This window comes from Bradyrhizobium canariense (genome assembly GCF_018130465.1).
Lineage (GTDB): Bacteria > Pseudomonadota > Alphaproteobacteria > Rhizobiales > Xanthobacteraceae > Bradyrhizobium > Bradyrhizobium canariense_C.
The window spans coordinates 43601-69456 of the sequence record NZ_JAFCKJ010000006.1; the positions used below are offsets into that span (position 1 = coordinate 43601).

The 25856-nt window shown below is 65.7% G+C and carries 20 protein-coding genes and 1 other RNA gene; 19 read left to right on the forward strand and 2 right to left on the reverse strand.

Features of this window, described 5'->3' with window-relative positions; translation table 11 throughout:
• Window positions 1–23: 23 nt before the first annotated feature.
• Window positions 24–450, reverse strand: an RNA gene (gene rnpB / locus JQ591_RS17710) — RNase P RNA component class A.
• A 149-nt stretch (window positions 451–599) separates the two neighbouring features.
• Between rnpB and JQ591_RS17715 the strand changes: the two genes are divergently transcribed.
• Together JQ591_RS17715 and JQ591_RS17720 are read left to right on the forward strand one after the other, a co-directional pair.
• Window positions 600–953 carry a YciI family protein gene (locus JQ591_RS17715; protein ID WP_211397305.1) on the forward strand — a complete coding sequence of 118 codons (354 nt, stop codon included), beginning with the start codon at window positions 600–602 and terminating at the stop codon, window positions 951–953.
• Window positions 954–975: 22 nt separating this feature from the next.
• Complete coding sequence (locus tag JQ591_RS17720; protein WP_211397306.1) at window positions 976–2208, forward strand: RNA polymerase sigma factor; 1233 nt, start codon at window positions 976–978, stop codon at window positions 2206–2208.
• A gap of 124 nt (window positions 2209–2332) precedes the next feature.
• Here the strand turns inward: JQ591_RS17720 and JQ591_RS17725 are convergent, their stop codons facing one another.
• The gene (locus JQ591_RS17725; RefSeq protein WP_249137178.1) at window positions 2333–3115 is read right to left on the reverse strand and encodes an N-acetylmuramoyl-L-alanine amidase; all 783 of its coding nucleotides are present in this window, start codon (window positions 3113–3115) and stop codon (window positions 2333–2335) included.
• A gap of 523 nt (window positions 3116–3638) precedes the next feature.
• Here JQ591_RS17725 and rsmH point away from each other — a divergent pair.
• The 17 genes from rsmH (at window position 3639) to JQ591_RS17810 (ending at window position 25856) form a co-directional block, all read left to right on the forward strand.
• Window positions 3639–4628: a 16S rRNA (cytosine(1402)-N(4))-methyltransferase RsmH gene (gene rsmH / locus JQ591_RS17730; RefSeq protein ID WP_211397308.1), complete on the forward strand. Its 990-nt coding sequence runs from the start codon at window positions 3639–3641 to the stop codon at window positions 4626–4628.
• A 3-nt stretch (window positions 4629–4631) separates the two neighbouring features.
• The gene (ftsL, locus tag JQ591_RS17735; RefSeq protein WP_211397309.1) at window positions 4632–5024 is read left to right on the forward strand and encodes a cell division protein FtsL; all 393 of its coding nucleotides are present in this window, start codon (window positions 4632–4634) and stop codon (window positions 5022–5024) included.
• Window positions 5021–6775 (forward strand): peptidoglycan D,D-transpeptidase FtsI family protein, encoded by a 1755-nt coding sequence (locus tag JQ591_RS17740; protein ID WP_211397310.1) that lies wholly within the window; start codon window positions 5021–5023, stop codon window positions 6773–6775. The genes ftsL and JQ591_RS17740 overlap by 4 nt, the downstream gene beginning before the upstream one ends.
• Window positions 6776–6859: 84 nt before the next feature.
• On the forward strand, window positions 6860–8332 hold the full coding sequence (locus JQ591_RS17745; protein ID WP_211397311.1) for a UDP-N-acetylmuramoyl-L-alanyl-D-glutamate--2,6-diaminopimelate ligase: 1473 nt from the start codon (window positions 6860–6862) through the stop codon (window positions 8330–8332).
• Entirely contained in the window at window positions 8329–9708 is a 1380-nt protein-coding gene (locus JQ591_RS17750) for a UDP-N-acetylmuramoyl-tripeptide--D-alanyl-D-alanine ligase (RefSeq protein ID WP_211397312.1), read from the forward strand. Before JQ591_RS17745 ends, JQ591_RS17750 begins: the two co-directional genes overlap by 4 nt.
• Window positions 9709–9869: 161 nt before the next feature.
• Window positions 9870–10973, forward strand: a complete 1104-nt coding sequence (gene mraY / locus JQ591_RS17755) for a phospho-N-acetylmuramoyl-pentapeptide-transferase (RefSeq protein ID WP_007600847.1) — start codon at window positions 9870–9872, stop codon at window positions 10971–10973.
• 7 nt (window positions 10974–10980) lie between these two features.
• Window positions 10981–12381, forward strand: coding sequence for a UDP-N-acetylmuramoyl-L-alanine--D-glutamate ligase (gene murD, locus JQ591_RS17760; protein ID WP_211397313.1), 1401 nt, complete (start codon window positions 10981–10983; stop codon window positions 12379–12381).
• Between the two features lie 237 nt (window positions 12382–12618).
• The gene (gene ftsW, locus JQ591_RS17765; RefSeq protein WP_211397314.1) at window positions 12619–13770 is read left to right on the forward strand and encodes a putative lipid II flippase FtsW; all 1152 of its coding nucleotides are present in this window, start codon (window positions 12619–12621) and stop codon (window positions 13768–13770) included.
• 112 nt (window positions 13771–13882) lie between these two features.
• A complete protein-coding gene (murG, locus tag JQ591_RS17770; RefSeq protein WP_211397315.1) occupies window positions 13883–14983 on the forward strand; it encodes an undecaprenyldiphospho-muramoylpentapeptide beta-N-acetylglucosaminyltransferase in 1101 nt (366 codons plus the stop codon).
• A gap of 122 nt (window positions 14984–15105) precedes the next feature.
• Window positions 15106–16509 (forward strand): UDP-N-acetylmuramate--L-alanine ligase, encoded by a 1404-nt coding sequence (gene murC, locus JQ591_RS17775; protein ID WP_211397316.1) that lies wholly within the window; start codon window positions 15106–15108, stop codon window positions 16507–16509.
• Between the two features lie 237 nt (window positions 16510–16746).
• The gene (gene murB, locus JQ591_RS17780; protein ID WP_211397317.1) at window positions 16747–17667 is read left to right on the forward strand and encodes a UDP-N-acetylmuramate dehydrogenase; all 921 of its coding nucleotides are present in this window, start codon (window positions 16747–16749) and stop codon (window positions 17665–17667) included.
• Between the two features lie 109 nt (window positions 17668–17776).
• Entirely contained in the window at window positions 17777–18763 is a 987-nt protein-coding gene (locus tag JQ591_RS17785) for a D-alanine--D-alanine ligase family protein (protein ID WP_211397318.1), read from the forward strand.
• A 350-nt stretch (window positions 18764–19113) separates the two neighbouring features.
• Window positions 19114–20142 carry a cell division protein FtsQ/DivIB gene (locus tag JQ591_RS17790; RefSeq protein ID WP_211397319.1) on the forward strand — a complete coding sequence of 343 codons (1029 nt, stop codon included), beginning with the start codon at window positions 19114–19116 and terminating at the stop codon, window positions 20140–20142.
• The gene (ftsA, locus tag JQ591_RS17795) at window positions 20139–21461 is read left to right on the forward strand and encodes a cell division protein FtsA (RefSeq protein ID WP_211397320.1); all 1323 of its coding nucleotides are present in this window, start codon (window positions 20139–20141) and stop codon (window positions 21459–21461) included. The genes JQ591_RS17790 and ftsA overlap by 4 nt, the downstream gene beginning before the upstream one ends.
• Before the next feature lie 87 nt (window positions 21462–21548).
• Window positions 21549–23354 (forward strand): cell division protein FtsZ, encoded by a 1806-nt coding sequence (gene ftsZ / locus JQ591_RS17800; RefSeq protein WP_211397321.1) that lies wholly within the window; start codon window positions 21549–21551, stop codon window positions 23352–23354.
• Window positions 23355–23714: 360 nt separating this feature from the next.
• Window positions 23715–24677: a UDP-3-O-acyl-N-acetylglucosamine deacetylase gene (lpxC, locus tag JQ591_RS17805; protein WP_211397322.1), complete on the forward strand. Its 963-nt coding sequence runs from the start codon at window positions 23715–23717 to the stop codon at window positions 24675–24677.
• Window positions 24678–24950: 273 nt separating this feature from the next.
• Window positions 24951–25856 carry an outer membrane protein assembly factor BamD gene (locus JQ591_RS17810; RefSeq protein WP_211397323.1) on the forward strand — a complete coding sequence of 302 codons (906 nt, stop codon included), beginning with the start codon at window positions 24951–24953 and terminating at the stop codon, window positions 25854–25856.

Genomic DNA, 25856 nt, shown 5'->3' on the forward strand with positions numbered 1-25856 from the left:
TAACACCGAGCCCCTCGTTGCAAGATATCAGCCGGCCTGTAAGCCGGGTTCTGTAAGGCACCGTCCGCTTGCGCGCACGATACGTGACGGCCATTCCTCTGGGACCATGTTTGCACATGGCCTCGAGCAACCTACCCGGACGGCGGGCCTGACATCGCCCCGCGGCGTTATCGCTTTCGCGAACAGCCCGCTACGCCGTCCCTATTCGGTTTTGCTCCCGGTGGGGTTTACCATGCCGGCTCCGTTGCCGCAGCCGCGGTGCGCTCTTACCGCACCTTTTCACCCTTACCCTGCGAAGCCCGAAGGCGAAGCAGGGCGGTTCGTTCTCTGTGGCACTTTCCCTGGGGTCGCCCCCGCCGGACGTTATCCGGCACCGTATGTCAAGGGAGCCCGGACTTTCCTCCCCGGCGGCCTTTCGGCACTTGCCGGAGCGGCCGTCCGGCCGACTGACGGCCTACGCATGGAGCATTTGTGTCGGTTCCGCAAGCCGATATCGCCATGCACGGTTCGCCCGAAATAATTTATCCTGAAGATGTCGTTGGGAGCGTGTCCCGTTCGACTGGATGTCGGCGATCCAGCCGTGCAACAGGAGTTAAGCGATGCAGTATTTGCTGATGATCTACCAGAACGAAGCCGAGTACGCGAATATGCGTCCGGCGGCCGGCCAGCAGATGACGGCGGAATATCAGACCTTCACGCAAGGCATCATCCAGAACGGCAATTTCAAGGCCGGCGACCGTTTACAGCCGACCACGACCGCGACGACCGTGCGCGTGCGCGATGGCAAGACGCTGACGACCGACGGCCCGTTTGCCGAAACGCGCGAGCAACTCGGCGGCTATTATCTCGTGGAGGCCAAGGATCTCGATACTGCGATCGAGATCGCGTCGCGGATTCCGTCGGCGCGCATCGGCTCGATCGAGGTGCGGCCGATCTGGGTCTACGACAAGTGATGGCGCAGCCGCGCATCGGCGCATGACACTGTCCGAGATCGACAAGATCTTCCGCGACGAGGCGGGGCGGGCGCTGGCCACGCTGATCCGCCTCGTCGGCGATTTCGATCTCGCCGAGGACGCGCTCCAGGACGCGTTTGCGGTGGCACTCGAGCGCTGGCCGGCGTGCGAGGTCCCCGACAATCCACGCGCCTGGCTGGTCAATGTCGCCAAGCACAAGGCGATCGACCGTATCAGGCGCCAGGCCGCCTTCCGCGGCAAGCAGCAGGCGCTCGTGCACGAGCTCGAGCTGAACGCGCAAGCGCCCAGCGAGCCGCCGGCGATGCTCGACGACGACATGCTGCGGCTGATCTTCACCTGCTGTCATCCCGCGTTCGCGCCCGAGGTCCAGGTCGCGCTGACGCTGCGCACGGTCTGCGGGCTCTCTACGGCGCAGGTCGCGCGCGCCTTCCTCGTCACCGAGGAGGCGATGGGGCAGCGTCTCGTCCGCGCCAAGCAGAAGATAAGGCTCGCCGGCATTCCCTATGAGGTCCCCGAGCGCGACACGCTGGTGCCACGGCTCGACGGTGTGCTTGCCGTGATCTACCTCGTCTTCACCGAAGGCTATGTGGCGACGTCGGGTGCGGATTTGATGCGGCCCGATCTTGCGGCCGAGGCGATCCGGCTTGGCCGTTTGCTCGACCGGCTGCTGCCCGATCGCGCCGGGATCAAGGGCCTGCTGGCGCTGATGTTGCTGCACGATGCGCGCCGCGCCGGGCGCCAGACCGCCGCGGGCGACATCGTGCTGCTGGAAGAGCAAGATCGTTCGCGGTGGGACCGTGCACAGATCGAGGAGGGTCTGCGTCTGGTGGACGACGCACTGCGCGTGCCCGGCCGGCCGCAGCCCTATGGAGTACAAGCCGCGATCGCTGCGCTGCATGCGCGTGCGCCGAGCTATGAGCAGACAGACTGGCCGCAGATTGCCGGGCTCTACGAGGTCCTGCTGCGCATCACCCCCTCGCCGGTGGTTGAGCTCAACCACGCAGCGGCAGTGTCGATGGTCGATGGGCCGGCACGTGCGCTCGATCTCGTGGATGCGACCGCCGCACGCGGCGGGCTTCATGGCTACGAGCTGTTGCCAGCGGTGCGGGCGGATCTATTGCGGCGGCTCGGCCGGAAGGAGGAGGCGCGCGAGGCCTATCGCGCTGCGACGGAGGCGACGCAGTTGGAGCCGTTGCGGAGGCTTTACGCGCGAAGGATGAGCGAGATGGAGTAGCTGCCGCCACGCACTCCGTCATTGCGAGGAGCACTTGCGACGAAGAAATCCAGACTATCTCCACGGTGGCAGTCTGGATTGTTTCGCTGCGCTCGCAATGACGGTGGAGTGCGCGGCTACGCCGTCACTTCGAGGCGACCGCCGTCGCCTCCGCCGGCAAGCTCCCCAGCAGCGCCTGCAAGGTCGACAGCGTCGAGTGATCCGCGACCCCATCCAGTCGCGCCGGGCGGAAATGGCGCTGGAACGCGGTGACGACTTCCATGGTCGCGGCGTCGTATTTGCCGGTCAGGGGAACGCCGTAGCCGTATCTGGCGAGCGCCTGCTGCAGGCTCAAGACCTCGTCGCTGATGGTGCCGAGCATCAGGCTCTCGCCGCGCACGACCGGCGCGGGCGTGACCCAGTGGCCGACACCGGAATTCGCCAGCGAATGCCACGGAAATTTTTCGCCGGGATCTTTCTTGCGCGCGGGCGCCACGTCGGAATGGCCGAGCACCCGGTGCGCGGGTACCTTGCGGCGGAGCATGATGCCGCGGCACAGCGCGATCACGGCGGCGATCTGGCGCAGCGGATACTCCGGATAGCCCCAGTCGTGACCGCGATTGACGATCTCGATCCCGATCGAGCAGGAGTTGACGTCATCCTCGCCGGCCCAGGCGGACACGCCGGCATGCCAGGCGCGCCTGGCCTCCGGCACGCATTGCACGATGCGGCCGTCTTCCAGCACGACATAGTGTGCCGACACCTCGGTGCCCGCGGAACAAAGCCGCGCCAGCGCACCTTCGACGTCGGGCATGCCGGTGTAATGCAGCACGATCATATCGGGCTGCCGGCCCTTGTTGCGGTCGCCATGGTTCGGTGAGGGGATGATGTCGGAGACGATCGAGGAATCCGGCTCGAACGTCCGCATGTTCGCGGCGGCCTTGGGAACCGGGAGAACACGTTGACGTTTCGAATCAGATCCAGACGGCGTGGACGAACCGGACGACATAAACAGCTCGCGACAGACAGAGAGTGGGCGAAGCCCTCCTCTTTACCATTCCTTTACCGTCCACCGTGCGCAATCGGGGGACGGGGTTAACGGACGCATTTTGGCGCATGTGTGTGGATGAAGCATCACCGCCGCGACCGCTTTTCGACTTGTCGCGAGCCGATCAACGCTTTCTTAACGCTAAGGGCCGTTACTGAGAGATGGAGAGCCGACCCGCGTCCGGAGGCGGCCAAAGCGTATTTTGGCTCGAAATCCCATGGCTGCCCGACAAATTCCACTGGGAACACTGGGTTGGCGGCTCAGGGGCACCGGGCTGGGTAACCATGTTGGACGGGGGTTGGGTCGTGGAACCGCCGCGACGCGGAATCATTCGAGGCGTTATGAGCTTGTTCGTCCCCGATCGCACCCGGGAGTCGGGCGGGGCGCTCGGCAGGCTTGGCGCATGAGCTCGGCTCCGCACATCCCCGTTCTTGGCCGTGAGGCCATCGACCACCTCGCCCCGCGCGAAGGCGGCCTCTATATCGACGCGACCTTTGGTGCCGGCGGCTACAGCCGTGCGATTCTGGACGTGCCCGGAACCCGCCTGATCGCGATCGACCGCGACCGCACCGCGATCGCAGGCGGTGCCGAACTGGTCGAACGCTCCGCGGGCCGGCTGACGCTCGTTGAAGATCGCTTCTCCAACCTCGCCGAGGTCTGCGCGGCACAAGGTGTCGATGGCGTCGACGGCGTCGTGATGGACGTCGGGGTGTCCTCGATGCAGCTCGACCAGGCCGCCCGCGGCTTCTCGTTCCGCCTCGACGGTCCGCTCGACATGCGGATGGGGCAGGCAGGCCCGACTGCGGCCGACATCGTCGCGCGCGCGTCGGAAGGCGATCTTGCCGACATCATCTATCTTTTCGGCGAAGAGCGGCATTCGCGCCGCATCGCCCGCGCCGTCGTCGCGGACCGTCAGGAGACACCGTTCACGACCACGCGCGCGCTCGCCGATCTCGTCGGCAGGGTGGTTCGTTCCAAGCCTGGCGATATTCATCCGGCGACGCGGACGTTCCAGGCCCTGCGCATCTTCGTCAACGAAGAGCTCGAGGAACTCCAGAGCGCGCTCATCGCGGCCGAGCGTGTGCTCAAGCCCGGTGGTCGCCTCGTGGTCGTCTCGTTCCATTCGCTGGAAGACCGCATCGTCAAGAATTTCCTCGCCGAGCGCAGCAAGACGGGTGGCGGCTCACGCCATCTGCCGGAAGTGTCGCAGGCGGTGCCGAGCTTCCAGCTGCTGACGCGGCGGCCGGTGATCGCAGGCGAGGACGAAGTCGCGCATAACCCGCGCGCGCGATCTGCAAAACTGCGCGCCGCCGAGCGCACCTCGGCGCCTGCGCATGACGATCGCGAGCAATCGTCCTGGCCAAAACTCTCCGACGTCATGAGAGGTGGCTAGCGCATGCGCTTCATCCACCTCCTCGTCATCGGCGCGCTGATCTTCGCGGCGGCCTATGTCTACCGGATCAAGATGGACTCCACGGCGCGCACCGAAAAGGTGCTGCGGCTGCATGCGGAAATCCGCGAGCAGCGCGATGCGATCGCGGCGCTGCGCTCCGAATGGGCCAAGCTCGATGCGCCCCTGCGCCTGCAAGGCCTGTCCGACCGGCATCTGCAGCTCAAGCCGGTCAACGGCACGCAATATGATTCACTGAAGAATTTGCCCGAGCGTCCGCCGCGGATGTTCAGGCCGGGCGAGCCCGATCCGATCGGGGCCATGCTCAACACCATCGAAGCCGCGAGCGATCCCGACAATGTGACGGGCTCCGTGCCTCACCCCGAGGACAAGCAATGAATGCTGTGACCCCGGCCAAACCTGCAGAAAAGCCGACTGAGCCTTGGCGGCAGCGGCTGATCCGCAGCCTGCTGTACGGGCGCAACGTCGATCGCGCGGCGAAGGCACGGGCGCGGGTCGGCCTGGCGATGCTGGCCTTCGGCGCGGTCTATGCCCTGATCGGTGGACGGCTCGTGATGTTCGCGATCGGCGCCGACGCCCACGGCGCGCGCCGCGCCGCGGCGCAGGAGGTGGTCGCGACCGCGCGGCCCGACATCGTCGATCGCAACGGCGCGATCCTCGCGACCGACGTCAAGGCGTCGAGCCTGTTCGGCGAGCCACGCCGCATCATCGACAAGGACGAGGCGATCGAGCTTCTGACCGCCACCGTGCCTGACCTCGACGAGGCCGAGGTGCGCGAGCGCCTGAAGACGCGCAAGGGCTTCGTCTGGCTCAAGCGCGAAATTACGGCGAAGCAGCAGCAGGATATCCACAAGCTCGGCATTCCCGGCATCGGCTTCCTGCGCGAGAACAAGCGCGTCTATCCGACCGGCAACGAGGTCGCCCACCTCATCGGTCTCGTCAACATCGACAACCAGGGCATCGCCGGCATGGAGAAGTGGCTCGACAATCAAGGGCTCGCCGATCTCCACCGCGCGGGCTTTGCCACCGACCGGCTGCAAAAACCGATCGAGCTCTCGGTCGATCTGCGCGTCGAGCACGCACTGCGTGACGAACTCCTGAAGGCCAAGGAGAAATACCACACCAAGGCCGCCTCCGGCATCGTCTCCAACGTCAAGACTGGCGAGATCGTGGCGATGGTCTCCCTTCCGGACTTCGATCCCAACAGCCCGAAGGAAGCGCACGACCCCGACCGTATCAACCGCCTGACCACCGGCGTCTACGAGATGGGCTCGACCTTCAAGGCGTTCACGCTGGCGATGGCGCTCGATTCCGGCAAGATCAACCTGAACTCGATGTGGGATGCGCGCGGAAACCTGCACTACGGCAAGTTCACCATCCACGACAGTCATTCGCTCGGACGCTTCATCAACACCAAGGAAGTGTTCACGTTCTCGTCCAACATCGGCGCCGCCCGGATCGCGCTCGGACAGGGCGTCGAGGCCCACAAGGCATTCCTCGCCAAGATGGGCCAGCTGACGCGGCTGCGCACCGAGCTGCCGGAAAGCGCGGCTCCGCTGATCCCTCGTCGCTGGGGCGAGCTGAACACGGTGACCATCGCGTTCGGCCAGGGCATGTCGGTGGCGCCGCTGCAGGCGGTGATGGGCATCAACGCGCTGGTGAACGGCGGCTATTTGATTCCGCCGACCTTCATGAAACGCAGCGAGTCCGAAGCGGCGGCGATGGCCAAGCGCGTCGTCAAGACGGAGACCAGCGACAAGATGCGGTTCCTGATGCGGCTCAATGCCGAAATCGGCACTGCCAAGACCGCCGACGTCAAGGGTTACTACGTCGGCGGCAAGACCGGCACGTCCGAGAAGGTCATCAACGGCCGCTACGCCAAGAAGCGGGTGCTCAACTCCTTCACCGCGATCATGCCCTGCGACGATCCGAAATATCAGATCCTGATCATGCTGGACGAGCCCCAGGCGATTCCCGAAACGAAGGGCTTCATCACCTCGGGCTGGAACGCGGTGCCGACCGGCGGCAAGGTGATCGAGCGGATCGCGCCGCTTTTGGGCGTCGAGCCGCGGTTTGACCTGCCGCCGTCCGAGCGCCTTATTCTTGCAGCATCCAGGACAACCCAGTAATCAACCGGGTGGGCCGTTACCGCTGCTGAGTCGGGGCTTTTCCGAAGATTCGGTGTTCCGGCGCGGCATGTCGACTGGAAGACCATGAAGCTGCGCGACCTCCTAAGTCAGGACGTTCAGGGCAATGATGCCGCAATCGAGCCCGCCGTCGCGGCGCTCGACGTGACCGGCGTTGCCCTCGACAGCCGCGCGGTCAAACCGGGCGATCTCTTCTTCGCACTTGCGGGCAGCAAGACCGACGGTGCGCGCTTCATCGATGCCGCGATTGCCACAGGCGCGGTGGCGGTTGTCGGTGACCATGCGCCTGATGGCTGCAAGGTGCCGTTCATCACGGTTGCCAATCCGCGCCGCGCGCTGGCGCTGGCCGCGGCAAGCTTTTTTCCCGCGCAGCCTGCGACCGTGGCGGCGGTGACCGGCACCAGCGGCAAGACCTCGGTCGCCGCATTCACCCGGCAGATCTGGGAGCGGCTCGGGCACGCCTCCGCCAGCATCGGAACCATCGGCCTGGTCTCGCCGAAGCGTACCGTCTACGGCTCGCTGACGACGCCCGACCCGGTCGCGCTGCACCGGCAGCTCGACGAGATCGCGCGCGAGGGCGTCACGCATCTCGCCTTCGAGGCCTCCTCGCACGGGCTAGATCAATATCGCCTCGACGGCGTGCGCATCTCGGCCGGCGGCTTCACCAATCTCTCGCGCGACCACATGGATTACCATCCGACCGTCGCGCATTATCTCGCGGCCAAGCTCAGGCTGTTCCGCGAACTTGTCCCGCCGGGGGGCGCGGCCGTGATCTCCGCCGATCATGATTGCTCGGCGGAGGCGATCAGTGCTGCGACGTCGCGCGGCTTGCGCGTGATGGCGGTCGGTCGCAACGGCGACGGGGCAGGCGAGGGCATTCGTCTCGCCGGTGCGGAGGTCGAAGGGTTTTCGCAACTGCTCGCGCTCGACCATCGCGGCAAGCGGTATGCGATCCGGCTGCCGCTGGTCGGCGAATTCCAGATCGAGAATGCGCTGGTGTCAGCCGGCCTCGCCATCGGCACCGGCAGCGACGCCGCAAATGTGTTCGCGAGCCTCGAACATCTCGAAGGCGCCAAGGGACGGCTCGAGCGCGTCGGCGAGCGCAACGGCGCGCCGATCTTCGTCGACTACGCGCACAAGCCCGATGCGCTGGCGAAGGCGCTGCAGGCGCTGCGTCCCTACGCCAGGCGCAGGCTGGTCGTCGTGTTCGGTGCCGGCGGCGACCGCGATGCCGGCAAGCGTCCGATCATGGGCGAGATCGCGGCTGGCAACGCCGACGGCGTCATCGTCACCGACGACAATCCGCGCAGCGAGAAGCCGGAGGCCATCCGCGCCGAAATCCTCGCCGCCGCCAAGGGCGCCCGCGAAATCGGCGACCGGGCCGCGGCGATCCGCACCGCGATCGAGGAGTTGGAAGATGGCGATGCGCTGCTCATCGCCGGCAAGGGCCACGAGACCGGGCAGATCGTCGGCGGAGAGGTTTTGCCCTTCAGTGATCACGAGGCGGTTGCCGCCGCATTGACGACGAGGGTTGCATGAGCGGTCCATTATGGACGGTTGCCGAAGTGGCGCGCGCGCTGGGCGCTGCCGGATCGTTCCCGGACACGCCGATCGACGTCGTCACCCAGGACAGCCGGCTGGTGAAACCGGGCAGCCTGTTCGTCGCACTGAGCGGCACGCCGAGCGGCGGCTTCATTTCGGCCTTCGCCAGCGCGCGTGACGGCTGGGAGTTCGCGGACAAGGCGGAAGCCTCGGGCGCAGTCGCAATGATCGTGCCGCACGAGATCGCGGGCATCCGTATTCCTCAGATCGTCGTCAAGGACACGCTGATCGACGGTCTCTGGGGCCTTGCGCGCGCGGCTCGTGCGCGCTTCAACGGGCCGGTGATCGGGCTCACCGGCAGCGCGGGCAAAACCAGCACCAAGGAATTCCTCGCGGCCTACCCCAATGCCTATGCCAGCCCGTCGAGCTTCAACAATTTCTGGGGCGTGCCGCTGACGCTGTGCAATGCGCGGCCCGATGCCAGTCTCTGGGTCGTCGAGATGGGCATGAACCAGACCGGCGAGATCGCGCGGCTCAGCGAACTGACGCGGCCGACGGTCGCGCTCGTCGTCAACGTCCAGCCGGTGCATCTGGAGAAACTCGGCTCGCTCGAAGCCATCAGGCGCGAAAAAGTGTCGATCGCGCTCGGGCTGCCCAAGGATGGCGTGCTGGTGCTGCCCGCCGGGCTCAAGGCGTCCGAGTGGAAAGGCAAGGTCATCCGCTTCGGCGAGAAGGCCGAGGTGCACGAGGTCAAACACGCGCCGCATGGCGAGGGCTGGCAGGTCCTGGCGACGATCGGCAAGAAGGAGATCGCCTTCAGCCTGACGCCGGGCGCGCCGCACCGCGTGCAGAATGCGCTCGCCGCGCTCGCGTCGATCCGTGCCGCGAACCTCGATGCGGCGACACTCGCGATCAAGCTCGACCGGGTCGGCATCATGACCGGCCGCGGTGTCGAGCAGGCGATCGGCGGCGTCACCGTGATCGACGACAGTTTTAACGGCAATCCGGCCAGCGTGGCTGCTGCGCTGCAAAGCCTCCAGGCGCGCAGCATGAACGGCGGCCGCCGCATTGCGGTGCTCGGCGACATGCTGGAACTGGGCGATGACGCGCCGAGCTACCACACCGGCCTCGCCAAGCATCTCGACGGCATCGACGGCATCTACTGCGTCGGGCCCCTGATGCGTCATCTCTATGACAAGCTGCCGGCGGGCAAGGGCCTGGGCTGGCACGACGATCCCGCCACGCTGAAGCCGGGCGAGGTGGCAAATCTGCTGAGGTCAGGCGATGTCGTGGTTGTCAAGGGCAGCAAGAAGATGTTCTGGGTCAACAAGTTTGTGCCGGGCCTAGTGGCCGCCTTGCAGGCAAAGGCGTAAACTGCTTGGAAGGCGCTGTTCCCGAATCCCACCCTTATGCGGCGCGAAGCGTTTTCCCAGAGGTCGCCCGACCCCATGATGAAGACCAGCGAATGCGCGTGAGGCACGTTGAGGCCAAGATCAAATCAAGGCCCGTGCAAAGGCGCCATAGGACCGTCTGAATGTTTTACTGGTTGATCGAGCTCTCCAACACATTTCCGGGCTTCGGTGCCGTTCGCACCTTCCTGAACGTCTTCCGCTACATCACCTTCCGTACCGGCGGCGCCGTCGTCACCGGCGCGCTGTTCGTGTTCCTGTTCGGCCCCTGGATCATCGACCATCTGCGCATCCGGCAAGGCAAGGGCCAGCCGATCCGGGCCGATGGTCCGCAATCGCATCTGGCCAAGAAAGGCACGCCCACCATGGGCGGGCTGATGATCCTGTCCGGCCTCACGGTCGGCACGGTGCTGTGGGCCAATCCGCTCAATCCTTACGTCTGGATCGTGCTGGCGGTGACGCTCGGCTTCGGCTTCGTTGGCTTCTATGACGATTATCTCAAGGTGACCAAGCAGACCACGACCGGGTTCGGCAGCAAGCTTCGCCTGCTGATCGAGGCGGCGATCGCGCTGGTTGCCTGCTACGCGCTGGTGCGGCTGAACCGCGATCCCGCGTCGACCGCGCTGACGATTCCCTTCCTGAAGGACACCGTGCTGCATTTCGGCTGGTTCTTCGTCGTGTTCGGCGCCTTCGTCATCGTCGGCGCCGGCAATGCGGTGAACCTCACCGACGGCCTCGACGGCCTTGCCATCGTGCCCGTGATGATCGCGACCGCGAGCTTTGCGATGATCGCCTATCTCGCCGGCAACGCGGTGTTCGCCGACTATCTCCAGATCAAATATGTCGCCGGCACCGGCGAACTCGCCGTGCTCTGCGGCGCTCTGCTGGGCGCCGGCCTCGGCTTCCTCTGGTTCAACGCGCCGCCGGCCTCGATCTTCATGGGCGACACCGGCTCGCTCGCGCTCGGCGGCATGCTGGGTGCGATCGCGGTCGCGGTGAAGCACGAGATCGTGCTCGCGGTGATCGGCGGCCTGTTCGTGCTGGAGGCGGTTTCCGTCATCGTGCAGGTGGTGTCGTTCAAGATGACGGGAAAACGTATCTTCCGGATGGCGCCGATCCATCACCATTTCGAGCAGCTCGGCTGGACCGAGCCGCAGATCGTGATCCGGTTCTGGATCATCTCGGTGATGCTGGCGCTCGCCGGCCTGTCCACGCTGAAGCTGCGGTGACCGGTCGATGATCCCGGTCACGTCCTTTGCCGGCAAGACGGTCGCGGTGTTCGGCCTCGGCGGCTCGGGGCTCGCGTCCTGTCATGCGTTGAAAGCTGGTGGCGCCGAGGTGATCGCCGCCGACGATAGTGCCGAGAACGTCGCCAAGGCCGCGCAAGCGGGCTTCATCACGGCCGATTTGCGCAACGTTTCCTGGGCGAATTTCGCGGCGCTGGTGCTCGCGCCCGGTGTGCCGCTGACCCACCCGGTGCCGCATTGGAGCGTGCTGAAGGCGCGCGAGGTGGGCTGCGAGGTGATCGGCGACATCGAGCTGTTCTGCCGCGAACGGCGGCGCCACGCGCCGGATGCGCCGTTCGTGGCGATCACCGGCACCAACGGCAAATCGACCACGACGGCGCTGATCGCGCACCTGACGAAAGTCGCCGGCTACGACACCCAGATGGGCGGCAATATCGGCACCGCGATCCTGTCGCTGGAGCCGCCGCGCATGGGGCGCGTCCACGTCATCGAGATGTCGTCCTACCAGATCGACCTCACGCCCTCGCTCGATCCCTCCGTCGGCATTCTGCTGAATGTCAGCGAAGACCACATCGATCGTCACGGCACCATCGCGCAGTACGCCGCGGTGAAGGAGCGTCTCGTTGCCGGTGTGCAGGCCGGAGGCACCGCGATCGTCGGCGTCGACGACGGTTTTTGCCGCGATATCGCCGACCGGCTCGATCGCGCCGGCAAGAACGTGGTGCGCATCTCCGTCAAGAATCCGCTGGCCTCCGGCATCCATGTCGAGCACGGCACCATTGTGCGCAATTCGGGCGGCGCCCGCAGCGAAGTCGCGGCGCTCGGCGGCATCGGCTCGCTGCGCGGCCTGCACAATGCGCAGAACGCGGCCTGCGCGGCCGCCGCCGCGCTCGCGATGGGCATCGGCCTCGAAGTGCTTCAGAACGGCCTGCGCAGCTTTCCCGGCCTTGCGCATCGCATGGAGCAGGTCGGCCGCCGCGGCAACGTGCTGTTCGTCAACGACTCCAAGGGCACCAACGCGGACGCCACCGCGCATGCGCTGTCGTCCTTCCGCGATATCTTCTGGATCGCCGGCGGCAAGCCGAAGGCCGGCGGAATCACTGGCCTGACCGGCTACTTCCCGCGCATCCGCAAGGCCTATCTGATCGGTGAGGCCGCGCAGGAGTTTTCGGGGACGCTGGGCACGCAAGTCGCGCACGAGATCAGCCAGACCCTCGACATCGCCGTCGAGCACGCCGCGCGCGATGCGGAGGCGTCAGGTATCACCGACGCGGTCGTGCTGCTGTCGCCCGCCTGCGCCTCCTTCGACCAGTATCGCAACTTCGAAATCCGCGGCACCAAGTTCCGCGACCTGGTGCAGGCGCTGCCGGGCGTGAAGCCGGTGGTGTGAGCCGCGCTGCTGGTTCTTGCTCCGCTGTCGTCGCCCGGCTTGACCGGGCGACCCAGTATTCCAGAGGCGGCGCTTGAGCCGATGGGCTGCGACGTACTGGATGCCCCGGTCAAGCCGGGGCATGACAGGTGTTTTGCGGCGACAGCTGAGATCATCTCCAGTCATCCGCGTTTCTTTAACCACCCGGTAACCAACCTCGGCGACCAATGGACCGACCTCTGTCCGAAAGCGGCCGCCATGCTCTCCCGTGAAGAACGCACCCCCTTTTCCGAGTGGTGGTGGACCGTCGACAAGCCGCTGATGGGAGCCATCCTGGCGCTGATGCTGACCGGTGTGATCCTGTCGCTCGCGGCGAGCCCGCCGGTTGCGACCCGCATCGGGCTCGATCCCTTCCACTTTTTCAGCCGTCACGTGCTGTTCCTGGTGCCGTCCTGCATCGTGCTGCTCGGGGTCTCCTTCCTGTCGCCGCGCGCGATCCGCCGCAGCGCACTGATCATCTTCGCGGTCAGCATCATCCTGATCGTGTTGACGCTGGCGATCGGCCCCGAAGTAAAGGGCTCGCGGCGCTGGATCACGCTGCTCGGCCTCAACATCCAGGCCTCCGAGATCGCAAAACCGTCGTTCGTCGTCATGGCCGCCTGGCTGTTCGCGGAATCCACTAGGCGGCCAGAAATGCCGGCGACATCGATGGCGCTGGTGCTGCTCCTGATGCTGGTCTCGCTTCTCGTCATGGAGCCCGATTTCGGCCAGACCATGCTGATCCTGATGGTGTGGGGCTCGTTGTTCTTCATCGCGGGCATGCGGATGATCTGGGTGTTCGGGCTCGCCGGCCTCGGCGCCGCCGGACTGTTCAGCGCCTATCTGTTCGTCCCGCACGTCGCGGGCCGCATCAAGCGCTTCATGAATCCGGCTTCGGGCGACACCTTCCAGGTCGATACTGCCATGGAGGCCTTCTACAACGGCGGCTGGTTCGGGCTTGGACCGGGCGAGGGTATTGCCAAGCGCAGCCTGCCGGACAGCCACACCGACTTCGTGTTCGCGGTTGCCGCCGAAGAGTTCGGCATCATCCTGTGCCTCGCGATGCTGGCACTGTTTGCTTTCGTCGTCATCCGTACGCTATCGCGCGCCTATGCCAACGAGGACATGTTCTCGCGCTTCGCGGCCTCAGGTCTTGCGATCCTGTTCGGCGTGCAGGCCGCCATCAACATGTCGGTCAATCTCCAGCTCATCCCCGCCAAGGGCATGACGCTGCCCTTCATCTCCTATGGCGGCTCCTCGATCGTGTCGCTGGCCTACGGTGTCGGCATGATGCTGGCGCTGACGCGACTGCGCCCGCGCACCGAGGTCGAGGCGAGCGGCCGCGCCGAGGCGATGCGCAGCTACGCGTAGTTCTTCGTCATTGCGAGCGCAGCGAAGCAATCCAGAATCCCTCCGCGGTGCCAGTCTGGATTGCTTCGCTGCGCTCGCAATGACGGGGGAGACACTGTAAAACTCCCCGACCATGGACACCTCCCCCCTGATTCTTCTCGCCGCGGGCGGCACCGGCGGCCATCTGTTTCCGGCCGAGGCGCTCGGGGTCGAGCTGATCCGCCGCGGATTCCGCGTCCGCCTCGTCACGGACGAGCGCGCGCTGCGCTACAGCGGCCTGTTCACCAAGGACATGATCGACGTCGTCTCGAGCGAGACCGCGCGTGGCCGCAATCCGCTGCAGCTCGCTTATGCCGGCCTGACGCTCGCCGCCGGCACGCTGTCCGCCTACAGCCTGATCAAGCGATTGAAGCCGGTCGCCGTCGTCGGCTTTGGCGGCTATCCGACGTTGCCGCCGCTGGTCGCTGCGAAATTCGCCGGCGTGCCCGGCATCATCCACGATGCCAATGCCGTGCTCGGCCGCGCCAACCGGTTCCTGTCGAGCCGCGTCCGTGCCATTGCGACGTCATTGCCCGGCGTGCTCGACCGCGATCCGGCGCTATCGGGCAAGACCACGATGGTCGGCACGCCGATGCGCCCGGCGATCCTCGCCGCGGCTGGCGTGCCATATGCTGCGCCCGAGGTGAACGGCCCGCTGCGCCTGCTCGTCGTCGGCGGCAGCCAGGGTGCGCGCATCATGGCGGACATCGTGCCGGGCGCGATCGAGCGCCTCGAGCCTGCACTGTGGAGCCGGCTCGTCCTCACCCAGCAGGTGCGCGATGAGGACATGGCGCGCGTGCGTGCGGTCTACGACAGACTGAAGATCAAGGCCGAGCTTGCGCCGTTTTTCACCGATCTGCCGGCACGGCTCGCCTCCAACCATCTGGTGGTGTCGCGCTCAGGCGCCGGCACCGTGGCCGAACTCGCCGCGATCGGGCGGCCCTCGATCCTGGTGCCGCTGCCGGGCGCGATCGACCAGGACCAGTTCGCCAATGCCGGCGTGCTGGCCAAGGTCGACGGTGCGATCCGCATCCCGCAGACCGAGTTTTCCTCCGATCGCCTCGCCGCCGAGATCTCCGCCTTCGCCGCCGAGCCCACGCGTCTTGCCGCCATGGCCGAAGCCGCCCGCAGCGCCGGCCGGCTCGATGCGGCGGAGCGGCTGGCCGATCTGGTGGCCAAAATCGCGGGAATCTGACGCGAAAAAGCCCTTGTCTTCGCCTTCTAAAGCGGGGCATCCAGTAGGAAAGGCGCGCGGCTGATTTGCCGTGACCTTCGCCAGATGCCGCCCTTTCCGGCGGCGAGGTCAGGGAACAGAGCATGAGACTGCCGCGCGAGATCGGACCCATCCACTTCGTCGGGATCGGCGGGATCGGCATGAGCGGCATCGCCGAGGTGCTGCTCAATCTCGGCTATTCCGTGCAGGGCTCGGACGCCTCGGACAATTACAATCTCGACCGTCTGCGCAAGAACGGCGCGAGAGTCTCGGTCGGCCACAAGGCGGAGAACGTCGACGGCGCCGAGGTCGTCGTGGTCTCCACCGCGATCAAGCGCGACAATCCGGAACTGACGGCGGCGCGCGAACGGCGCATTCCGGTGGTGCGCCGCGCCGAGATGCTGGCCGAGCTGATGCGGCTGAAGAGCTGCGTCGCCATCGCCGGCACCCACGGCAAGACCACCACGACCACGATGGTCGCAACGCTGCTCGATGCCGGCGGCCTCGATCCCACCGTGATCAATGGCGGCATCATCAACGCCTATGGCTCGAATGCGCGGCTTGGCGCCGGCGACTGGATGGTGGTCGAAGCCGACGAGAGTGACGGCACGTTCTTGAAGCTGCCGACCGAGGTTGCGATCGTCACCAATGTCGACCCCGAGCATCTCGATCACTTCAAGACCTTCGAAGCGGTGCAGGACGCCTTCCGCCATTTCGTCGAGAACCTGCCGTTCTATGGCTTTGCCGTGATGTGCATCGATCATCCCGTGGTGCAAACCCTCGTCGGCAAGATCGAGGATCGGCGGATCATCACCTATGGCGAGAATCCGCAGGCCGATGTGCGCTTCGTCGATCTGACCCCGATGGGCGGCGGATCGAAGTTCAAGGTTGCGTTCCGTGATCGCAAGACTGGTGCCGTGCATGAGATCTCCGATCTCATGCTGCCGATGCCGGGGCGCCACAATGCCTCCAACGCGACGGCCGCGATTGCGGTGGCGCGCGAGCTCGGCGTGTCGGACGAGGCGATCCGCAAGGCGATCGCCGGCTTCGGTGGCGTCAAACGCCGCTTCACCAAGACCGGCGAATGGAACGGCGTCACCGTCATCGACGATTACGGCCATCATCCGGTCGAGATCGCAGCGGTGCTGAAAGCGGCGCGGGAATCCACCAACGGCAAGATCGTCGCCGTCGTGCAGCCGCATCGCTATACCCGCCTGCAGTCGCTGTTCGAGGAATTCTGCACCTGTTTCAACGATGCGGATGCGGTGATCGTCGCCGAGGTCTATGCCGCAGGCGAGACCCCGATCGAGGGCATCGACCGCGACCATTTCGCCGCGGGCCTGCGCGCCCACGGTCACCGCGAGGTGATCCCGCTGCCGGCGGCGTCCGATCTCGCCGGCATCGTCAAGGGCGTGGCGAAGTCGGGCGATCTCGTCGTGTGCCTTGGCGCCGGCAACATCACGCAATGGGCCTATGCCTTGCCCGGCGAATTGAAGGCGCTGGGGTAGGGCGACGATGCTTCGTTCACTGCCCGCCACATCGTGCACTGCGCTCCCTCCCCCCCTGCGGGGGAGGCATAGGCCGCCTTCGGCGGCCGTCCTCTTAAGAGACGCCGAAGCGAAGCTTCGGCTATGGGAGAGGGGTGGCCACGAGCGCCGGCGCCTGTGGCTACCCCCCTCCCTGACCCTCCCCCGCAAGGGGGGAGGGAACGGAGAGATTGTGCCTTCCTCACTTGAGGATGCAGCATGAGCTTTCCCGACATCACACCCGCTCTCAAAGCTGCGATGCCTGATTTGCGCGGCCGGCTGCTGGCGAACCAGTCGCTCGCCGAGCTCACCTGGTTTCGCGTCGGCGGTCCGGCGCAGGTGCTGTTCACGCCGGCGGACGAGGACGACCTCGCTTATTTCCTCGCGCATCTCGCAAGCGACATTCCCGTCTACGTCGTCGGCGTCGGCTCCAACCTGATCGTGCGCGACGGCGGCATGGCGGGCGTGGTGATCCGGCTGGCGCCGCGCGCATTCGGCGAGGCGAGCGCGAGCGGCGATGTCGTCACCGCGGGCGCGGCCGCGCTCGACAAGCGCGTGGCGGAAGTCGCCGCGTCGGCCAATATCGGCGGTCTCGAATTCTACTTCGGCATTCCCGGCACGATCGGCGGCGCGCTGCGCATGAATGCAGGCGCCAATGGCGGCGAGACTAGGGACGTGTTGATCGAGGCGCGAGGCGTCGGGCGCGACGGCGCGAAGCACGTCTTCTCCAATGCCGACATGAAGTTCATCTACCGCAACAGCGGCGTCGATCCCTCCATCATCTTCACCTCCGCGCGATTCCGCGGCGAGATCAGGGACGCCGAGGCGATCCGTGCGCGCATGGCGGAAGTGCAAACCCATCGCGAGACCGCGCAGCCGATCCGCGAAAAGACCGGCGGCTCGACCTTCAAGAATCCGCCCGGCCATTCCGCCTGGAAGCTGGTCGACGCCGCCGGCTGCCGCGGCCTGCGCGTCGGTGGCGCCGAGGTCTCCGAGATGCACTGCAATTTCCTGATCAACACGGGCAATGCCACCGCGCACGACATCGAGACGCTGGGCGAGACCGTGCGCGATCGGGTGAAGGCAAATTCCGGAATTGAGCTACACTGGGAAATCAAGCGGATCGGAAGGTCCGCGTGAGTGTCATTCCGGGGCTCGCGAAGCGAGAGCCCGGAATCTCGAGATTCCGGGTTCGATGCTTCGCATCGCCCCGGAATGACGAACACAGACAGGTGACGGACCAAAGAACATGCGCATCACCATCCTCTTCGGCGGCTCCAACCGCGAACGTCTGGTTTCGGTCGCGTCAGCCCAGGCACTGCATCTGGCGCTGCCCGAGGCCGATCTCTGGTGGTGGGATGTCGAGGACAAGGTGCATGTCGTGCAGTCCAGACAGCTGCTCGAACATGCCCGTCCGTTCGAGGACGAGTTCAAGCCGGGCACGTCAGGCATCCCGCTGGCGCAGGCGCTCGACCAAGCCAAGGCCGAAGGCCGCGTGCTGGTGCTCGGCCTGCATGGCGGCTGCGCCGAGAACGGCGAATTGCAGGTGATGTGCGAGACGCGGGGTGTGGCCTTTACCGGCTCGGGCTCGGCCTCCTCGCATCTGGCCTTTGACAAGGTCGCGGCCAAGCATTTTGCCGCGCTCGGCGGCGTGACCGCGCCGGCCAACGTCGCGCTGGATAACATCGACGAAGCCTTCGCCGAATATGGAAGGCTGATCGCAAAGCCGGCGCGCGACGGCTCGAGCTACGGCCTGATCTTCGTCAATGCCAGGCAGGATCTCGTCGCCGTCCGCAACGCGGCGAAGCACGAAGAGTATGTAATCGAGCCCTACATCGCCGGTGTCGAGGCGACCTGCGGCGTGCTGGAGCGCACGGACGGGGCGATCATCTCGTTGCCGCCGATCGAGATCATCCCGGGCGAGGGCAATTTCGACTACGCCGCAAAATACCTGCTGTCGACGACCCAGGAGATCTGCCCCGGCCGTTTCGCGCCCGAGATTACCGCCGCGCTCAAGGAGCAGGCGATGCTGGCGCACCGGGCGATGTCCTGCACTGGCTATTCCCGTTCGGACTTCATCGTCTCGGACAAGGGGCTGGTCTATCTCGAAACCAACACGCTGCCCGGCCTGACCAAGTCCTCGCTCTACCCCAAGGCGCTGAAGGCGGAGGGCATCGAGTTCGTCGACTTCCTGCGCGGCCTGGTCGAGCTCGCCGGGCGGGGTGTGCGAAAATAATTAGGACTGGTTAACGGCCGAACTGGCGAAACGGCCGGTTTTGGAACCCAAAACCGGTAAAATGCCGGACATTGCGGCATAAATGCCTCACTGGCCTGGGCAAAACGTTCACGCCGTTAACGAACTTTACCTTTTGTTTACCAGGACGTCCGAAGGTTAACGCTGGCGGCGCATATGACGCTTTGGCTGCCGGCGCGTGGACTGTTGTGGGTGTCGTCACCTGCAGCGAACGCTCTGAAGGGGAGAGGTTTTCTTCTGCTGAAGACCAGCACCCGGCCCGGTAAGTCCGAGACGTCATGTTCGCCAGGACCCGCGCGATGTCGCGGGCAAACTGTTGACGAGCTCGTGCAATGGATGGAGCAGGAAGCCTCACTCGGTCGCTTTTCAGATCGCTGAGGCCCCAAGCTGACCTGAAGGCGGCCGCTATCGGAGCGGTCGTGCTTCTGCGCGAGTGGGTGCAGGACAAGCGCCAGGAAAAGCTTCAAGGGGCGCGTGCTGCCGCCAAGGACAAGGCCAGGGCCAAAGCCGTCGTCGAGCGGGAGCCGCCGCCGCGATTGGTCGCGCTGGTCGAGCGCTATCTGCCGCGCCGGGTCGGGATCAGCATGACGGTGCTGCTCCTGATCGGAAGCTGCGGCTTCGGTATCGTGAAGGGCGGCCATCTCCAGGATTTCATCACGGCGGTCAACGACACCCGCAACGCGCTGGCCAATTCCGCCGGCTTCCGCATCACCTCCGTCGTGATCAACGGCCGCAAGCAGCTCAGCCAGGACGAGATCCTCGCGATCGGCGGCGTCAGCGGCCGATCCTCGCTGCTATTCCTCGACGCCGACGCCGTGCGCGACAAGCTCAAGGCCAATCCCTGGATCGCGGATGCGACCGTGCTGAAGCTGTACCCGGGCCAGCTCATGATCGAGCTCACCGAGCGCAAGGCGTACGCGTTGTGGCAGGAGGCCGGCCGGCTCTCCGTCATCGCCGACGACGGCGCCGTGCTCGAACCCTATGTCTCGCGCCGGTTCCTGTCGCTGCCGCTCGTGGTCGGCAAGGGCGCCGATACGCAGGCCCGCGATTTCCTCGCTTTGCTGGCGCGCTATCCGCAGGTCAATTCGATCACCAAGGCCGCGATCTTCGTCGGGGAGCGGCGCTGGAACCTGAGGCTCAAGGACGGCCTCGACATCCGCCTGCCCGAGCAGGACGTCGGTAACGCGCTTGCGATGCTGTCCAGGCTCGACAAGGAGGACAGGCTGTTCTCCCGCGACATCGTCGCCATCGACCTGCGCCTGCCTGATCGGCTGGTGGTGCAGCTGTCCGAGGACGCCGCCAAGGCGCGCGACGATTTGTTCAAAGACAAGAAGAAGAAAAAGGCCGGGGACGCTGCATGACCGGTCTTGATCGCACCCAGACACCGAAGACGCGCCCGATGCCGCACAAGCGCGGCGGCCTCGTCGCCTGCCTCGACATCGGCACCAGCAAGATCGCCTGCATGATTGCGCGGCTGAAGCCGTCGGCGCCGAGCGAAGCCCTGCGCGACCGGACCCATGCGGTGGAGCTGATCGGTTACAGCCAGATCCAGTCGCGCGGCATGAAGGCCGGCGCCGTGATCGATCTCGGCGAATGCGAGCAGGCGGTGCGACAGGCCGTCGGGCTTGCGGAGAAAATGGCCAAGGTGCGGGTCGACTCCGTGCTGCTGTCGGTCTCCGGCGGCCGGCTCTCGGGTCAGCTGGTCGAAGCTGCGGCCGACATCCGCGGCGGTGCCGTGACGCCGGCCGATGTCAGCCGCGTCACCTCCACCGGCATGCGCCACGCCACCGGCGAAGGCCGCACCGTGCTGCACGCGCTGCCGGTCGGCTACACGCTCGACGGCGTCAAGGGCATCCGCGATCCCCGCGGCATGGTTGCGCATCAGTTCGGCGTCGACATGAACGTCGTCACTTGCGACGCCACCGTGGCACGGAACCTGATGCTGGCGGTGGAACGCTGCCACATCAACGTCGAAGCCATGGCGGCGAGCCCCTATGTGGCAGGCCTGTCGGTGCTGACCGACGACGAGGCCGATCTCGGCGCTGCCGTGGTCGAGATGGGCGCGGGCACCACCACGATCGCGGTCTTTTCCGGCGGGCGCTTCGTGCATGCCGCGGGTTTTGCGGTCGGCGGGCAACACATCACGATGGATCTGGCGCGCGGACTCTCCGCGACCATTGCCGATGCCGAGCGAATCAAGACGTTATACGGGACCGTCATCACCGGCGGATCGGACTCGCGTGAGCTGATGTCTGTACCGACAGCCGGTGACGAGCAGGATCTGCCGCAGATCGTCTCCCGCGCTACCATCGCCAACATCGTCAAGCACCGTGCCGAGGAAGTCTTCGAAATGGTTCGGGACAAGCTGAAGGATTCGCCCTTCGCCTCGGAGCCCAACGGCCGCGTCGTGCTCTCGGGCGGGGCCTCGCAGCTCACTGGTCTCGTCGAGCTCGGAACGCAGATTCTCGGCCGGCCCGTGCGGGTCGGACGTCCGCTCGGTTTCGGCCGGCTGCCCAACGAGGCGAAGAACGCCGCCTTCGCGGTGCCGGCCGGACTGCTCGTCTACCCGCAATATGTTCACCAAGAACATGTCGAACCGCGGCATACGCGGCAGCAGGTCAGGACGGGGACCGGCGGGTATTTCGGAAAGGTCGGACGATGGCTACGCGAGGGCTTCTGATGACTCCTTCCCGCAATATTCGATTTTCACCAACTCCCGCGGCCGCCGGCCGGGGCGAACCCACGCGCGCGTGATCGAGAGGCAAACATGACCATCAGCATCAATGTTCCTGATATTCACGAACTGAAGCCCCGCATCACCGTGTTCGGCGTCGGCGGCGCCGGTGGTAACGCCGTCAACAACATGATCACGGCGGGCCTCCAGGGCGTCGACTTCGTGGTCGCCAACACCGACGCGCAGGCGCTGACGATGTCGAAGGCGCAGCGCATCGTGCAGATGGGCACGGCTGCGACGCAAGGATTGGGCGCAGGCTCGCAGCCGGTCGTCGGCGCGGCCGCGGCCGAAGAGGTGATGGACGAGCTGCGCGACCATCTCTCGGGCGCCAACATGGTGTTCGTCACCGCCGGCATGGGCGGCGGCACCGGCACCGGTGCGGCTCCCGTGATCGCCAAGATCGCGCGCGAGATGGGCATCCTCACCGTCGGCGTCGTGACCAAGCCCTTCCACTTCGAAGGCGGCCGCCGCATGCGCACCGCGGAAGCGGGCATCAACGAGCTCCACAAGGTCGTCGATACGCTGCTCATCATCCCGAATCAGAACCTGTTCCGGGTCGCCAACGAGAAGACCACCTTCGCCGACGCCTTCGCGATGGCCGACCAGGTGCTCTATTCGGGCGTTGCCTGCATCACCGACCTGATGGTCAAAGAAGGCCTGATCAATCTCGACTTCGCCGACGTCCGCGCCGTCATGCGTGAGATGGGCAAGGCGATGATGGGCACGGGCGAGGCCTCCGGCGACAAGCGCGCGCTGACCGCCGCCGAAGCTGCGATCGCCAACCCGCTGATCGACGACTCATCGATGAAGGGCGCCAAGGGCCTCCTGATCTCCATCACCGGCGGCAAGGATCTCACCCTGTTCGAGGTCGACGAAGCTGCGACACGCATCCGCGAGGAAGTCGACCAGGACGCCAACATCATCGTCGGCGCCACCTTCGACGAAGCCCTCGATGGCCTGATCCGCGTCTCGGTCGTCGCCACCGGCATCGAGCAGGCCGCGATCGCCCGCAACAGCCAGGCCACCAGCGCTCCCGTCGCGAACGCGGCACCGCAGGCGCAGCAGGCTCCCGCTGCTCCGGCCGCGGCTGCCGAGAACCGTCTTGCCGATTTGACCGCACGGCTGCGCGCCGACAATCAGCGCATGGCCGAGCGCGCCCAGAAGCTTGAAGGGCAGGTCCCGGCCGCCACACCGGGCCAGTTCGCCGCCGCTCCCATGGCTCCGCGTCCGAACGTCGAGCGCGCTGCGCTCGCCGCCATCGCCGCCGCCGTTGCGGACGTCCCGCAGGCTCCCGCGCCGATGCAGACCTATGGCGATGTCACCGTACGCCCGATCGCGCAGAAGCCCACGCTGTTCCCGGAGCCCGAGCAGGCGCCGATGGCCATGCATGAGCCGATGACGCCGGAAACCTTCATCCCGCCGCAGGCCGAGCGCGCGCCGGTCCGCACACCGCGGATGCCGCGTATCGAGGAGCTGCCGATGCCGGCCCAGGCCGAACTTCGCCAGGCCCGCGGCGAGATGGAAGAAGAGACCCCGCAGAAGACCCGCCTGTCGCTGCTCCAGCGCCTCGCCAATGTCGGCCTCGGCCGTCGCGACGAGGAGAGCGAGGCGCCGATCGCTGCCCGCACCGCCGGTCCCGCGATGCCGCCGCTGCCCGATCGCCGGCCCCAGAAGACCGTGGCGCAGCAAATCGCGTCCACCGAGCCGGTATCCGAGTATGCCCGTCGTCCCGCGCCGCAGGGCCTGGACATGCATGGCCGTCCCGCGCCTGTTGCGCCGGCGCCACAGGGAGACGACCATCTTGATATCCCGGCCTTCCTGCGGCGGCAGGCGACCTGAGGATTGTTACAATAAGGCAGACGAAAAAAGGTCCCGGCGGGAAGCTTGCCGGGACCTTTCCTTTTGTCCCGCGCATATCCGGATTGCGTAGCCAACCAACTGATTTTAAATCATTAATTACGTATTCGATGGTTCAGTAAAACTGCCGAAAACGGTCCCAAACTCCGGTCCAATTTGGTTAAGCCTTGGCGCGAATACGGCGGGTTTGGGGTAACAATCGGTAAAAAAGCGTGAGTTGGCGCTGTTTGAGGCAGTGACTATGGTTTGCCGTGACTTGGGGATACGGATTCGGAACGAGCGGTCTTGGCCGGTCAGTCGGGTTCAGTATAAGTCGCGATGGTCGTAGTGGGGCGGTTCCTGATGAAATTTAGCCGGCAAACAACGCTTCGTGCGCAAGCCACTGTGGCAGGCGTCGGCGTTCATTCCGGTCTTCCCGTCACTCTCACGCTTGGACCTGCGCCTGTCGACGCAGGTTTTGTTTTTGTCCGCACCGGGCTCGAGGGAAGCGACCGCGAAGTCCAGGCGACCGCCGAGCAGGTGGTCGCGACGGATCTGGCGACCGTGCTGGGCGACAGCGAGGGACCGCTTGTCTCCACTGCCGAGCACGTTTTGGCGGCTTTGCGCGGCATGGGCGTGGACAACGCCACGATCGAAGTCGACGGCGCGGAAGTGCCGATCATGGACGGCAGCGCGGCGGCCTTTGTCGCTGCTATTGATCAGGCCGGTATTGTGACCCAGTCGGCGCAGCGCCGCTCCATTCAGGTTCTCAAGCCGATCTCGGTCGCGATTGGCGATTCCTTCGGCGAAATCCGGCCTTATGCCGATGGTTTCCGTGTCCAGGTCGAGATCGACTTCGCCAATCCCGTCATTGGTCGGCAGAATTATGCATTCGAGCTGGCGCCGGAGCGCTTCCGCCGAGAGATCGCTCGTGCCCGCACCTTTGGTCTGATGTGCGATCAGGCGCGGCTCTGGGGCGCCGGCTACGGCCGCGGTGCGTCCTTTGACAACACCGTCGTGTTCGACGACGAGCGCCTTCTCAATCCCGAAGGCCTGCGCTACGCCGACGAATGCGCCCGCCACAAGGTGCTGGACGTGATCGGCGACCTCGCGCTGGCCGGTCTGCCGCTGCTTGGCGCCTACCGCTCGGTACGTGGCGGCCACAAGCTCAACCACGCGGTCCTGACCGCGCTGCTCGCCGACCGCACCGCCTGGCGGGTGGTCGAGGGCGAGGCAGCCCGCCGCACCACGCGTCCGGTGGTCGAAACCGGTCGCAGCATCGTCGGCGGCCGGGTCGCCGCGGCCTACGGGCCGGACGTTTCCTAAACAGAGACGGGTCCTCAAGAGACCCGTTGCCATGGGTATTTGCATGGGTGTTTGGCGGCGGCTTTTCCCGGGAAACTCCTGGTAACGATGATCGGCTAGGATTGCGGCGCGTTCGCCTTAATCCGGGCGGAATGCCTGCCTATCCGGTTGGTTGAAGATCGTTTTTCGGTTACACCGGCGTGGTTGCACGGCAGGCACCACGGCTATATTCGCGCTCATGACGGGGTTCGTGGGCTGGCGGACACCGCATCACAGGGCGTCAGGGCAATACTCATGTCGGCACAGCGTATGACGCGCGGATATCTCCCGGTTTTGTCTCGAGAGGTCTCGTCTCGAGCCCGTGGGCTGCTTCAGGCTGTCGCTCTCTTCGTGCTCGCGCTGCCGCTGGCCGGCTGCGGCACCGGCGCGCTTTGGGACAAGTTCACCGCCAAGGACGACACCTTCGTCGAGGAGCCCGCCGACAAGATCTACAATGAGGGCCTGTACCTCATGAACGAGAAGAAGGACATGAAGGCGGCGAACAAGAAGTTCGAAGAGGTCGATCGCCAACATCCTTATTCCGACTGGGCCCGCAAATCGTTGCTGATGTCGGCCTACGCGTCCTACCAGGGCGGCGATTATGATAGTTGCATCGGCGCGGCCACCCGCTACGTCACGCTGCATCCCGGCAGCCCGGATGCGGCCTACGCGCAATATCTGATCGCTGCCTCGCATTACGACCAGATCCCGGACATCAGCCGCGACCAGACCCGCACCGAGAAGGCGATCGCCTCGCTGGAAGAGGTGGTGCGCAAATATCCGACGTCCGAATATGCGACCTCGGCCAAGGCCAAGATCGAGGGTGCGCGCGACCAGCTCGCCGGCAAGGAAATGAATGTCGGCCGCTACTACGCGCAGAAGCGCGACTACACGGCGGCGATCAACCGCTACAAGGCCGTGGTGACGCAGTACCAGACCACCCGCCATGTCGAGGAGGCGCTGTACCGCCTGACCGAGGCCTATATGGCAATCGGCATCGTCGGCGAGGCTCAGACGGCCGCCGCCGTGCTCGGGCACAATTTTCCTGACAGCCGCTGGTACAAGGACGCCTATAATCTTGTAAAATCAGGCGGTCTCGAACCGAGCGAGAATCAGGGGTCCTGGATTAGCAAGACCTTCAAGAAAATGGGTCTCGGCTAG